9 protein-coding genes are annotated in these 12,903 nt (G+C 65.6%); 8 read left to right on the forward strand and 1 reads right to left on the reverse strand.

From position 1 onward, the window contains the following. Window position 1: 1 nt before the first annotated feature. On the reverse strand, window positions 2–2,356 hold the full coding sequence (locus DUGA2_RS23950; protein ID WP_070271945.1) for a penicillin-binding protein 1A: 2,355 nt from the start codon (window positions 2,354–2,356) through the stop codon (window positions 2–4). Between the two features lie 337 nt (window positions 2,357–2,693). Between DUGA2_RS23950 and DUGA2_RS23955 the strand changes: the two genes are divergently transcribed. The 8 genes from DUGA2_RS23955 to DUGA2_RS23990 are packed head-to-tail and all read left to right on the forward strand — an operon-like array spanning window position 2,694 to window position 12,892. Next, a complete protein-coding gene (locus tag DUGA2_RS23955) occupies window positions 2,694–3,770 on the forward strand; it encodes a pilus assembly protein PilM (RefSeq protein ID WP_070271946.1) in 1,077 nt (358 codons plus the stop codon). After that, the gene (locus DUGA2_RS23960; RefSeq protein ID WP_070271947.1) at window positions 3,770–4,444 is read left to right on the forward strand and encodes a PilN domain-containing protein; all 675 of its coding nucleotides are present in this window, start codon (window positions 3,770–3,772) and stop codon (window positions 4,442–4,444) included. Before DUGA2_RS23955 ends, DUGA2_RS23960 begins: the two co-directional genes overlap by 1 nt. Before the next feature lie 14 nt (window positions 4,445–4,458). Continuing rightward, entirely contained in the window at window positions 4,459–5,127 is a 669-nt protein-coding gene (locus DUGA2_RS23965; protein WP_070271948.1) for a type 4a pilus biogenesis protein PilO, read from the forward strand. After that, window positions 5,124–5,660 (forward strand): pilus assembly protein PilP, encoded by a 537-nt coding sequence (locus DUGA2_RS23970; RefSeq protein ID WP_070271949.1) that lies wholly within the window; start codon window positions 5,124–5,126, stop codon window positions 5,658–5,660. The genes DUGA2_RS23965 and DUGA2_RS23970 overlap by 4 nt, the downstream gene beginning before the upstream one ends. Further along, on the forward strand, window positions 5,657–7,843 hold the full coding sequence (gene pilQ / locus DUGA2_RS23975) for a type IV pilus secretin PilQ family protein (RefSeq protein WP_070271950.1): 2,187 nt from the start codon (window positions 5,657–5,659) through the stop codon (window positions 7,841–7,843). The genes DUGA2_RS23970 and pilQ overlap by 4 nt, the downstream gene beginning before the upstream one ends. A gap of 57 nt (window positions 7,844–7,900) precedes the next feature. Further along, complete coding sequence (locus tag DUGA2_RS23980) at window positions 7,901–10,087, forward strand: Ig-like domain-containing protein (protein WP_070271951.1); 2,187 nt, start codon at window positions 7,901–7,903, stop codon at window positions 10,085–10,087. A gap of 12 nt (window positions 10,088–10,099) precedes the next feature. Then, entirely contained in the window at window positions 10,100–11,743 is a 1,644-nt protein-coding gene (gene aroKB / locus DUGA2_RS23985; protein WP_083296441.1) for a bifunctional shikimate kinase/3-dehydroquinate synthase AroKB, read from the forward strand. Between the two features lie 12 nt (window positions 11,744–11,755). Then, window positions 11,756–12,892 (forward strand): deoxyguanosinetriphosphate triphosphohydrolase, encoded by a 1,137-nt coding sequence (locus DUGA2_RS23990; RefSeq protein WP_070271953.1) that lies wholly within the window; start codon window positions 11,756–11,758, stop codon window positions 12,890–12,892. The last annotated feature ends 11 nt before the right edge of the window (window positions 12,893–12,903 follow it).

The raw sequence follows: 12,903 nt of genomic DNA on the forward strand, positions 1-12,903 counted from the left end.
GCTAGAACAGCTCGTTCTTGACGGCGTCCTTGGCCTTTTCCTCGGTCGGCGTGCCTTTCGAGGCGCCGTCGATATTGTGCACGCCGGCGCCCGGCGGGTTTTCCGCATAGTAGTACTCGTCGCCCACCAGCATCACGCCTTCCGGCACCGCGCGTTCCTCGATCGGGATATTCTTCAGCGCCTTCTGCATGTAGCTGATCCAGATCGGCAGCGCCAGGCCGCCGCCGGTTTCGCGGTTGCCCAGGTTCTTCGGCTGGTCGTAGCCGATCCAGGCGATGCCCACCAGGTGCGGCTGGTAGCCGGCGAACCAGGCGTCGATCGAATCGTTGGTGGTGCCGGTCTTGCCCGACAGGTCGGGACGCTTGAGCACCAGCGCCTTGGTCGCCGTGCCGAAGCGCACCACGTCCTTGAGCATGCTGTCCATCATGAAGGCGTTGCGCTCGTCGATGACGCGGTTGCGCTCGTCGCCGGCCTTGTCCGGATTGGCTTGCGACAGGATCTTGCCGTCGGCGTCCGTCACCTTGGAAATCAGGTAGGGGCTGACCTTGTAGCCGCCGTTGGCGAACACCGCGTAGGCGCCGGCCATCTGCAGCGGCGTGACGTTGCCCGCGCCCAGCGCCAGCGTCAGGTAGGGCGGGTTCTTGTCGGCGTCGAAGCCGAAGCGGGTGGCGTACTCCTGGCCGTACTTGGCGCCGATCTTGTGCAGGATGCGGATCGAGACCATGTTCTTGGACTTGGTCAGGCCGCGGCGCATGGTCATCGGGCCTTCATACTTGCCGTCGTAGTTCTTCGGCTCCCAGGCCTGGCCGCCGGTCTGGCCGGCGTCGAAGGAGATCGGCGCATCGTTGATGATGGTGGCCGGCGACAGGCCGCGCTCCAGCGATGCCGAATAGATGAACGGTTTGAACGACGAACCCGGCTGGCGCCACGCCTGGGTGACGTGGTTGAACTTGCTGCGGTTGTAGTCGAAGCCGCCCACCATGGCCTTGATCGCGCCGTCGTGGGTGTCGGCCGCGACGAAGGCCGATTCGATTTCCGGCAGCTGCGTCACTTGCCAGTCCTTACCTTCCTGCATCACGCGGATCACCGCGCCACGGCGGATGCGCTTGTTCAGCGCGGCCTTGTCGGACAGCCACGAGCGGCCCATCTCCAGCCCCGGGCCGGTGATCTTGATTTCCTCGCCGGTGGCGGTGACGGCGGTGATCAGCTGCGGCGTCGCGGCCAGCACCATGGCGGCCACGATGTCGTCGCTGTCCGGGTGGTCGGCCAGTTCGTTCTCGATGGCGTCGTCGGCCTCTTCCTTGTTCTGCGGGATGTCGATGTAGGCTTCCGGGCCGCGATAGGCGTGGCGCTTCTCGTAGTCCATCACGCCCTTGCGCAGCGCCAGGTAGGCGGCGTCCTGGTCGGCCTTGGTGATCGTCGTGAAGACGTTCAGGCCGCGCGTGTAGGTGTCTTCCTTGAACTGCTCGTACACCAGCTGGCGCGCCATCTCAGCCACGTACTCGGCGTGCACGCCGAACTCGCTGCTGTCGGTCTTGACCTTGAGCTGCTCGGCCTTGGCGGTCTCGAACTGCTTGTCGGTGATGTAGCCCAGGTCGTGCATGCGCTGCAGAATGTATTGCTGGCGGGTGCGCGCGCGCTTGGGATTGACCACCGGGTTGTAGGCCGACGGCGCTTTCGGCAGGCCGGCCAGCATGGCCGCCTCGGCCACGCTAATGTCTTTCAGATTCTTGCCGAAATAGATTTGTGCGGCCGACGAGAAACCATAGGCGCGCTGGCCCAGGTAGATCTGGTTCATATACACCTCGAGGATCTGGTCCTTGCTGAGGTTTTTCTCGATCTTCCAGGCCAGCAGCACTTCGTAGGCCTTGCGCTTGAGCGTCTGTTCGCTCGACAGGAAGAAGTTGCGGGCCACCTGCTGGGTGATGGTGGACGCGCCCTGCTTGGCGCCGCCGGTGGCGTTGTGCACGGCTGCGCGCAGGATGCCGGTGTAGTCGACGCCGCCGTGCTCGTAGAAGCGGTCGTCCTCGATCGCCAGCACGGCTTTTTTCATCACGTCCGGGATGTCCTTGATGCGCACCAGGTTGCGGCGCTCTTCGCCGAACTCGCCGATCAGCACATTGTCGGCCGAGAAGATGCGCAGCGGCATTTTGGGACGGTAGTCGGTCAGCGTGTCGAGCTCGGGCAGGTTGGGGTAGGCCATCGCCAGGCCGAACACCACCAGCAGCAGCGCCACCAGACCGAGGCCGACCACGGACAGGCCGGCCAGCAGGAAGAAGCGCGTAGCGGGTTTGCCTTGGGCCGGCGAGCCCGGCGGATTCGAGGGTGGAGGTGCCGAATTTGAAGAAGAGGCCATGCAGTTAGATCTTTCTGTTAAGTATGCGGGCCATTATAAGCTAGCCAACACCCGCGGCGCGCACTGCCGGACGACAGGAATATTTACCTGTAAGCAACAATGCAACTCAGTTGTTTTTGAGGCTACAGGCCGGAAAAAAAGTGTGGCGTAAGCCTCACACCATGGCAATTGTGCACAATAGAAATACCTTTACACTTATATAGGCACGATTTAATGTAGGGGCTGACATACGCAGGCTAAACGCTGGTTTTTAAACGAGTTCCTCTATGCACACAGTTCGAATGTTGATTCGGCGGCAATGTAGCGCGGGCGCCAGCGATGGCGCCGGGGAGCTCGCATGATCGATATCAAGGCGCTGCTGGGACAGGGGAACCCGCCGTTGGTGGGCATCGACATCAGCACTTCCAGCGTGCGCCTGGTCGAGCTGGCGCAGGGCGGCAAGGGCGACTACCGCCTGGAACGCTACGCCGCCGAACCGCTGCCGCGCGGCGCCGTCGTCGACGGCAATATCGAGAATATGGACCAGGTGGTGGAAGCCGTGCGCCGGGTCTGGAAGAAGAGCGGCACCCGCGCCAAGCTGGCCGCGCTGGGCATGCCGCCCGCTTCCGTCATCACCAAGAAAATCATCCTGCCGGCCGGCATGTCGGAAGACCAGCTCGAAGTGCAGGTCGAATCCGAAGCCAGCCAGTACATCCCGTTCGCGCTGGACGAGGTCAGCCTGGACTTCGACGTCATCGGCCCGGCCGCCAATTCGCCGGAAGACATCGAAGTCATGCTGGCCGCCTCGCGCCGCGAGAAGGTCGAGGACCGCGTCGCCATCGCCGAAGCGTCCGGCCTGAAGGCCACCGTGATGGATATCGAATCCTACGCCGCCCGCGCCGCGCTGGACCGCGTGACCGCCCAGCTGCCCGAAGCCGGCGCCGGCCAGGTGGTGGCGCTGTTCCAGGTCGGCGCCCAGGTCACGCACATCTCGGTGATGCTGGACGGCGTCACCGTCTACGAGCGCGAACAGCCCTTCGGCGGCAACGCGCTGACCCAGGACATCGTGCGCGCCTACGGCATGAACTTCGACGAGGCCGAGACCCGCAAGAAATCCGGCGACCTGCCCGACAACTACAGCGCCGAGCTGCTGACGCCCTTCCTGGAAAGCGCCGCGCTGGAAGTGACGCGGGCCATCCAGTTCTTCTACACGTCCACGCCCTACACCCGGATCGACCAGCTGTTCCTGGCCGGCGGCTGCGCGTTGCTGCCGGGCCTGCTTGAACTGGTGGCCAGCCGCACCAAGATCTCCAGCGCCGTGATCTCGCCGTTCAAGGGCATGCAGCTTGGCTCCTCGGTGCGCGAGTCGCAACTGCGCAGCGACGCCCCGGCCTATCTGGTGGCCTGCGGCCTGGCCTTGCGGAGGTTTGGCTGATGATCAAGATTAACCTGCTGCCGCACCGCGAGGAAAAACGCAAACAGAAAAAGGCCGCCTTCTTTGCGCTGCTGGCGCTGGGCGGCATCATCGGCATCGGCGTGGTGCTGCTGGTGGGCGGCTACAACGCGCGCGCCATCTCCATCCAGAACGAACGCAACCAGGCGATCAAGACCGCCATCTCCGGCCTCGATAAAAAGATCGCCGAGATCGCCACGCTGAAGCAGGAAATCGAAGCGCTGAAAGCGCGCCAGCAGGCGGTGGAGGATTTGCAGGGCGACCGCAACCAGCCGGTCTATCTGCTGGACGAGCTGGTCAAGCAGATCCCGGCCGGCGTCTACCTGAAGGCCTTCAAGCAAGAGGGGCAGAAGCTGGCGATGGGCGGCTATGCGCAGTCGCAGGAACGGGTGTCCGAACTGCTGGGCAACCTGGCCGGCGTGTCGCCGTGGCTGGAGCGGCCTGAACTGATCGACGTCAAGTCCACCGGCCTGGGTCAGGGCAAGACCGCCAAGAAGGTGGTGGAGTTCAACCTGACGGTCAACATCAAGCGCCCGCGCGACCGCGACGCCGCCGCCAATGGCAGCGCCGGCGCCAACGGCGCAAAAGGCAAGACCGCCGCGCCCGCGTCCGCCGCCGACGCCCCCAACACCGGCCTGCCGCCGGCCAAGAGTTAGGAGCGCGCACCGCCATGGCCAAAATCGACATCAACGAACTGGACGCGCAGCTGGCCGGCCAGTTCCGCAACCTCGGCGACCGCCACCCGGGCCAGTGGCCGCTGGCGCCGCGCGTGCTGTGCAGCATCGGCGTGATGGCTGCGGTGGTGGCGGCCGGCTACTTCGGCTACTGGAGCTCGCAGTTCGACGAACAGGAAGCCGGCGCCCAGGCCGAGATCAAGCTGCGCGACGAGTACAAGTTCAAGACCGCCCAGGCGGTCAACCTGGAGGCGCTGCGCGCGCAGAAGATGCAGGTCGACCAGTATGTGGACCGGCTGCAGAAACAGCTGCCGAGCAAGGCCGAGATGGATGCGCTGCTCAAGGACATCAACCGCGCCGGCACCGGCAGCGGCCTGCAGTTCGAATCGTTCACGCCGGCGCCGGTGGTGGTCAAGGATTACTACGCCGAGCTGCCGATCAACATCCGCGTCACCGGCAGCTACCACGACATCGGCGCCTTTGCCGGCAACATGGCCAATCTGTCGCGCATCGTCACGCTCAACAACATGGCCCTGGCCACCGGCAAGGACGGGGTGCTGACGCTGGAGGCGGTGGTCAAGACCTTCCGCTACCTCGATCCGGAGGAGGTCAGCGCCCAGCGCAAGGCCGCCGCCGACAAGAAAAAGGCGGCGAAGAAATCATGAGAACCCTGATCGCAGGAATCATGGCGGCCTTGCTGCTGGCCGGCTGCGGCGACAGCGACGTGCAGGAAGTGCGCGCCTGGATGAAGCAGGTCGACTCCCAGGCCAAGGTGGCGGTGCCGCCGCTGGCCGAGCCCAAGACCTTCATCCCCTTCGCCTACGCCCAGGCCGACGCCATCGATCCCTTCAACCCCAACAAGCTGCTGGCCGAGCTGGCCAAGGCCTCGGCCCGTGGCAACAACGGCATCAAGCCCGACATGGAACGGCGCAAGGAATTGCTGGAGAGCTTCCCGCTCGACACCGTCAAGATGGTCGGCACGATGGAGAAAAAAGGCGTGGTCTACGGACTGCTGCAAGTCGACCGCAATCTGCACCATGTGGTGGTGGGCCAGCACGTGGGCCAGAACTTCGGCCTGATCACCGCCATCAACGACACCAGCGTCAGCGTCAAGGAAATCGTACAGGATGCGGGCGGCGACTGGGTCGAACGCATGTCGAAGTTGGAACTGCAGGAAAGCAAGGAGATCACCAAATGACCGCTCACATCACGCCCCGGCGCGCCCTGGCCGTCGCCAGCTGGATGCCGGTGCTCGCTTTTGCCTTCGCCATGCAACTGGCCGGCGTCGCCCGCGCCCAGGCCGCGCCTGAGGCGCCGTCTCCGAACGCCATCGAGGCGATCACCGCCAACCAGCAGGGTTCGAACGTGATCGTCAAGATCGCGCTGAAGAACGCGCCCGACAAATTGCCGATCGGCTTCGCCATCACCAACCCGCCGCGCATCGCGCTGGACTTCGGCGCCACCTCCAACGCCACCGGCAAGACCGTGCAGGAGCTCAGCCTGGGCGACCTGCGCGGCGTCAACGTGGTGCAGGCCGGCGAGCGCTCGCGCCTGGTGTTCAACCTGAAACGCAGCCTCAACTACGCCACCGCCATCGACGGCAACGCCGTCATCCTGACCATCGACGGTTCCGGCGGCCTGGCCCAGGCGGTCGACGCCAAGGGCTTGCCGGTAGCCGCCAAGGTTGCCGCCCCGACCGGCCGCCAGCTCTTGCGCGACATGGACTTCCGCCGCGGCGCCAACGGCGAAGGCCGGGTCGTGGTCGACCTGCCCAACAGCCAGGTGGCGGTCGATGTGCGCCAGACGCCGACCGGCGTGGTGGTCGACTTCCTCAAGACCGGCGTGCCGGAAAGCCTGCGCCGCCGGCTCGACGTCAGCGACTTCGGCACCCCGGTGGCGCTGGTGACGACCGTGCCGCAGGGCGACAACACGCGCATGACCATCGAGGCGCGCGGCCTGTGGGAGCAGACCGTCTACCAGAGCGACACCCAGCTGGTGATCGACGTCAAGCCGATCAAGGAAGATCCGAACAAGCTGACCCAGGGCACCCAGGGCTATCGCGGCGAGAAGCTGTCGTTCAATTTCCAGAACGTCGAAGTGCGGGCGGCGCTGCAGGCGATCGCCGACATCTCCGGCCTGAACATCATCACCAGCGACAGCGTCGGCGGCAACCTGACCCTGCGCCTGAAGGAAGTGCCGTGGGACCAGGCGCTGGACGTGGTGCTGCAGGCCAAGGGCCTGGACATGCGCAAGAACGGCTCGGTGCTGTGGATCGCCCCCAAGGAAGAGTTGCTGACCAAGGAAAAGCTGGAACTGGAGCAGCGCGCCCAGATCGCCGACCTGGAACCGCTGAAGTCCGAAATCTTCCAGCTGAACTACCAGAAGGCCGACGCCTTCAAGACCGTGTTCGGGCTGGAGGGCGCCGGCGACGGCAAGAACCGCATCCTGTCCAAGCGCGGCAGCGCCATCATCGAGCCGCGCACCAACCAGCTGTTCGTCACCGACATCGCCTCCAAGCTGGAGGATATCCGCCGGCTGATCGCCAAGACCGACATCGCCTCCAAGCAGGTGCTGATCGAGGCCCGCATCGTCGAGGCCAGCGACACCTTCACCCGCAACCTCGGCGCCAAGCTGGGCTTTGCCGACCTGCGCACCCAGCGCGGCGGCGATTCCGGCTACCAGCTCGGCACCAGCAACACCCGCGTCGCCATCGGCGGCAACATCACCGGCGTCGGCGAAGTGACGGGCCAGATCAAGCCGACCGACACCAGCTACAACAACAGCCAGTTCATCAACCTGCCGGCCGGCGCCATCAACGGCGCCCAGGCGGGCAACCTGGCGATCAGCCTGTTCTCGTCGGCCGCCAACCGCTTCCTGAACCTGGAGCTGTCGGCGCTGGAGGCCGACGGCACCGGCAAGATCATCTCCAGCCCGCGCGTGATCACCGCCGACAAGGCCATCGCGCTGATCGAGCAGGGCATCGAGCTGCCGTACCAGGTGGCCACCAGCAGCGGCGCCACCTCGATCATGTTCCGCAAGGCCAACCTGCGGCTGGAAGTGACGCCGCAGATCACGCCGGACGGCAACGTCGTCATCGACGTCGACGTCAACAAGGACAGCGTCGGCCAGGAAACCCGGGCCGGCTTCGCCATCGACACCAAGCACGTCAAGACCCAGGTCATGGTCGAGAACGGCGGCACGGTGGTGCTGGGCGGGATCTACCAGCAGACCGAACGCAACACCACCTCCAAGGTGCCGCTGCTGGGCGATGTGCCGGTGCTCGGCTATCTGTTCCGCACCAACAGCCGCACCAACGACAAGACAGAATTGCTGGTCTTTATCACGCCGAAGATCGTCGCCGAACGGTTGTCGACGCGCTAAGCCTTCCCGTATCACTGCCCTGCAAGGTCCACTATGAACACGATCGGAAAAAGCACCATGAAAAAATTCACCGGATGGCTGGCCGTACTGGCCTGCGCCAGCCTGCTGGCCGCGTGCGGCGGCGGCGGCGGCTCGGCGGGCTCCAACAGCAGCGGTGTGGCGCCGTCCAAGGCGGCCAGCGTGGTGCTGACGGCCAGCGCGGCCACCATCGCCTCGTCCGGCCTGGACGGCACGGAAGTGACGCTGACGGCCATCGTCAAGGACAGCGGCGGCAACGCGCTGCCGAACGAGACGGTGAACTTCACGGCCAGCTCCGGCACCATCAGCAACACCAACCGCATCACCAACAGCTCCGGCCAGGTGGTCGAGAAGCTCAGCGTCAAGGGCGACCCGAGCCCGCGCACCATCACCATCACCGCCAGCGCCAACAACGGCGCGGCCAAGTCCAGCGAGATCTCGGTGGTGGTCGTCACCGCCGTGCCGACGCTGACGCTGACCACCGATTCCGGCACGCTGGCCTCGGTCGGCACCGCCGGCAATGAAGTCAATGTCGTGGCCCTGGTGCGCGACGCCAACAACACCGTGATGTCGGGCGTGACGGTCGACCTCAAGGCCGACTCGGGCGCGCTGTCGCTGACCAACCGCGTCTCCAACGCCCAGGGCCTGGTGACGGAGAAGCTGGGCACCGGCGGCGATCCGACCTCGCGCGCGATCAAGATCACCGCCTCGGCGCCGGGCGCCGCGCCGGTGACGACCATCGTCAACGTCTCCGGCAACAAGCTGACCATCAACGCCCAGCCGACCATCAATGTCGGCGCCAGCGCCGACGTCACCGTCAAGCTGGTCGACTCGGCCGGCAACGGCCTGAGCGGGAAAGCCGTGACGTTCAGCTCCAGCTTCAATACGCTGACCGTCAAGGGCGGCGGCGCGGCCGTCACCAACTCGGCCGGCCAGCTGGTGCTGACCTATGCCGCCAACACCGGCTCGTCCGATGTCATCACGGTCAAGGCGGCGGGCGAGTCGAACTCGGTCGGCATCGCCATCAATTCGTCGACCTTCGCGGTCAAGGTGCTGGACCTGGCCGGCAATCCGGAAAGCGCGGCCTACATCGGCGGCTGCCAGCGCATCGCCGTCAGCGGCGGACCGTCCGGCAGCGTCGTCATCAGCAGTTCGCGCGGCGTGGTCTACAGCGACCCGGGCTGCACCACGGTGCTCAGCAGCGCGCGGCCGCTGGTCGGCGGCGCGGCCGACGCCTATGTCAACGCGACCGGTCCCGGCGTGGCCACCATCACCGCCGCCGCCAACGGCAGCCTGACCACCCAGACCGACCTGGAGTTCATCGCGCCGCTGACCAATACCGCCATCGTCACGGTGCAAGCCGATCCGGCCGTCATCGGCGTCAACAACGCCGGCAGCACCAGCGAGCAAACCACGCTGCGCGCCGTGGTGCGCGACGGCACGCCGCTGAACAACGTGATCAAGAACGCCACCGTGGCCTTCTCCATCCTGGCCGATTCGAGCGGCGGCACCTTGACGCAACCGGCGCTGGTGATCACCGGCGCCGACGGCGCCGCCACGGTCAGCTTCATCGCCGGCGCCACGCCGTCGGCGCTGAACGGCGTGAAGATCCAGGCCAGGATCATCGGCGGTTCCGGCGCCAGCGCCGTCGCCAGCCTGACGGTGGCGAAGAAATCGCTGTTCATCAGCGCCGGCACCGGCAGCACCGTGGGGCAGAGCGGCACCGCGGCCTACCAGCTGGACTACGTGGTGCTCGTCACCGACGCGGCCGGCAACGCCGCCTCCGGCGTCAAGCTGACCGCCTCGGTGCTGCCGACCACCTACTTCAAGGGCTTCATGAAGTACACGCTGCCGCTGGGACCGTGGGAGCCGGTGCAGCACGTGGGCTGCTCCAACGAGGACATCAACCGCGACGGCATCCTCGACGCGGGCGAGGACATCAACGGCGACGGCGTGCTCACGCCGGGCATCCCGGTCAGCGTCACCACCAACGTCACCACCGACGCCAAGGGCCAGGCCATCGTCTCGCTGGTGTACCCGCGCGACCACGCTTTCTGGCTGGATGTGAACCTGACCGTGCGCGGCTCGGTGAATGGCTCCGAGTCCATCTACACGGGTCTGGTACACTTGCCGGGTTTGGGCCTCGATTACTCGACCCAGGCGACTCAGCCTCCGGGCGTTACCAGCCCTTACGGGGTCTCAACCTTATGTAGTAACCCGAATTAACCCGGACTGTTCATGCCTAATGTGTTTCTAGTCGGCCTGATGGGGGCAGGAAAAACCACCATCGGCCGCATCCTGGCCCGCAAGCTGGGCTCGCGTTTTATCGATTCCGATCACGAGATCGAGGCCCGCACCGGCGCCTCGATCCCGTGGATTTTTGAAATTGAAGGGGAACAGAGCTTCCGCCGGCGGGAGGCGGACGTGATCCGCGAGCTCACTGCGCAGCAAGACCTGGTGCTGGCCACCGGCGGCGGCGCCATCCTCAATGCCGACAGCCGGGCCTACCTGCAGTCGCGCGGCACCGTGATTTATCTGCGCGCGACCGTCAACAGCATCCTGCAGCGCACCGCGCACGACAAGAACCGGCCGCTGCTGCAAACGGCCGATCCGCGCAAGAAACTCGAAGAATTGATGGCGGTCCGTGATCCTTTGTACATGGAAATTGCCGATATCGTCATCGATACCGGCCGACCTAACGTACAATCGATGGTCCAATCCATCCTGACCCAGCTGGAAACCCGGGCCTGCGAGGCCTCGCCCAACTGCGTCACACAAGCCGAACCATCGATGAACGAAGAATCCACCATCCTGTTAAATGTCGAGCTGGGCGAGCGCAGCTACCCCATTTCGATCGGCCCGGCGCTGCTGCAAGACGGCGCGCTGCTGGCGCGTCACGTGCACGGCGACAAGGTCGCCATCGTCACCAACACCACCGTCGCGCCGCTGTACCTGGCGCGCGTCGAGGCCGGCTTGCGCAACGCCGGCAAGCAAGTCACGTCCATCGTGCTGCCGGACGGCGAGGAGCACAAGAACTGGTCCAGCCTGATGTCGATCTTCGATGCGCTGCTGGCCGCCAAGGCCGACCGCAAGACCACGCTGGTCGCCCTGGGCGGCGGCGTCATCGGCGACCTGACCGGCTATGCGGCCGCCAGCTATATGCGCGGCGTCGACTTCATCCAGGTGCCGACCACGCTGCTGTCGCAGGTCGATTCCTCGGTGGGCGGCAAGACCGGCATCAACCATCCGCTGGGCAAGAACATGATCGGCGCGTTCTACCAGCCGCGCGCGGTGATCGCCGACACCTCGACCCTGGAAACCCTGCCGGCGCGCGAGCTGTCGGCCGGCCTGGCCGAAGTGATCAAGCACGGCGCCATCATCGACGCCGCCTTCTTCGACTGGATCGAGGCCAACATCGGCAAGCTGATGGCGCGCGACAAGGGCGCGCTGGCCTACGCCATCGCCCGCTCGTGCGAGATCAAGGCCGACGTGGTGCGCCAGGACGAACGCGAGGGCGGCCTGCGCGCCATCCTGAATTTCGGCCACACCTTCGGCCACGCGATCGAGAACGGCCTGGGCTACGGCGAGTGGCTGCACGGCGAAGCCGTCGGCTGCGGCATGGTGATGGCGGCCGACCTGTCCCACCGCATGGGCCTGGTCGACGCGGCCACGGTGGCGCGCATGCGCGCGCTGGTGGCGGCGGCCGGCTTGCCGGTCAAGGCGCCGGACCTGGGCACGCAACGCTGGCTGGAGCTGATGGAAGTCGACAAGAAGAACGAGGGCGGCGCCATCAAGTTCATCCTGCTGAAACCGCTGGGCGCACCGAGCATCACCAACGCGCCGCAGGAGCTGTTGCTGGCCACGCTGGCCGCCTGCGTTTAAGCGGAGGCCGCCATGTTGCCCGACGAATTCCTCGCACCTTACGCGGCCCATTCGGCGGGCGGCGTGGGGCGCCGCTTTGAAGAAACGGCGCACGCCTCGCGCAGCCAGTTCCAGCGCGACCGCGACCGCATCATCCATTCCTCGGCCTTCCGCCGGCTGGAATACAAGACCCAGGTGTTCCTCAACCACGAAGGCGACCTGTTCCGCACCCGGCTGACGCACAGCCTGGAGGTGGCGCAGATCGGCCGTTCGCTGGCGCGCAACCTGCGCCTGAATGAAGACCTGGTGGAGGCGATCTCGCTGGCGCACGACCTGGGCCATACGCCATTCGGCCATGTCGGCCAGGACGTGCTCAACGAATGCATGCAGGATCATGGCGGCTTCGAGCACAACCTGCAAAGCTTGCGCGTGGTCGACGAGCTGGAAGAACACTACGGCGCCTACAACGGCCTGAACCTGATGTTCGAAACCCGCGAGGGCATCCTCAAGCACTGCTCGCTGAACAATGCGCGCATGCTGGGGCCGGTGGCGCAGCGCTTCATCGACCGCACGCAGCCGTCGCTGGAGGCGCAGCTGACCAATCTGGCCGACGAGATCGCCTACAACAGCCACGATATCGATGACGGCCTGCGTTCCGGGCTGATCACCATCGAGCAGCTGGAGCAGGTGGCGTTTTTCGAGCGGCTGTGGCGCGATGTGCAGCAGACTTTCCCGGGGCTGTCCGGCCGCCGCGCCATTTACGAAACCTTGCGCCGCCTGATCACGGCGCTGGCCGACGATTTGATCGTCACGTCCAGCGCCTTGCTGGCCGACGCCGCGCCCAAGAGCCTGGACGAAGTGCGCGCCTCGCCGCCGCTGATACGTTTTTCCGATCCGATGCGCAAGGACGCGACCGAGCTCAAGCGCTTCCTGCGCGAGAATCTGTACCGGCACTACAAGGTCAACCGCATGCGGGTGAAGGCCAGCCGCATCGTGCGCGAGCTGTACCACGCCTTCATGGCGGAGCCGGTGTTGTTGCCCCCGGATTACCAGGAGAAGTCGGGCGACGTCGGCAAGCAGGCGCGCAAGATCGCCGACTACATCGCCGGCATGACCGACCGCTACGCCATCCGCGAACACCGCCGCCTGTTCTCGCTCGACGAGCTTTGAGTGGGCTCAAT

The sequence above is a fragment of the Duganella sp. HH101 genome (assembly GCF_001758795.1).
GTDB lineage: Bacteria > Pseudomonadota > Gammaproteobacteria > Burkholderiales > Burkholderiaceae_D > Rugamonas > Rugamonas rivuli.

What these genes read in the sequence shown, in the direction of transcription:
- DUGA2_RS23950 (WP_070271945.1), bottom strand. Translation starts at nt 2,356, where the DNA reads ATGGCCTCTTCTTCAAATTCGGCACCTCCACCCTCGAATCCGCCGGGC.
- DUGA2_RS23955 (WP_070271946.1), top strand. Translation starts at nt 2,694, where the DNA reads ATGATCGATATCAAGGCGCTGCTGGGACAGGGGAACCCGCCGTTGGTG.
- DUGA2_RS23990 (WP_070271953.1), top strand. Translation starts at nt 11,756, where the DNA reads ATGTTGCCCGACGAATTCCTCGCACCTTACGCGGCCCATTCGGCGGGC.
- DUGA2_RS23980 (WP_070271951.1), top strand. Translation starts at nt 7,901, where the DNA reads ATGAAAAAATTCACCGGATGGCTGGCCGTACTGGCCTGCGCCAGCCTG.
- DUGA2_RS23965 (WP_070271948.1), top strand. Translation starts at nt 4,459, where the DNA reads ATGGCCAAAATCGACATCAACGAACTGGACGCGCAGCTGGCCGGCCAG.
- aroKB (WP_083296441.1), top strand. Translation starts at nt 10,100, where the DNA reads ATGCCTAATGTGTTTCTAGTCGGCCTGATGGGGGCAGGAAAAACCACC.
- DUGA2_RS23970 (WP_070271949.1), top strand. Translation starts at nt 5,124, where the DNA reads ATGAGAACCCTGATCGCAGGAATCATGGCGGCCTTGCTGCTGGCCGGC.
- pilQ (WP_070271950.1), top strand. Translation starts at nt 5,657, where the DNA reads ATGACCGCTCACATCACGCCCCGGCGCGCCCTGGCCGTCGCCAGCTGG.
- DUGA2_RS23960 (WP_070271947.1), top strand. Translation starts at nt 3,770, where the DNA reads ATGATCAAGATTAACCTGCTGCCGCACCGCGAGGAAAAACGCAAACAG.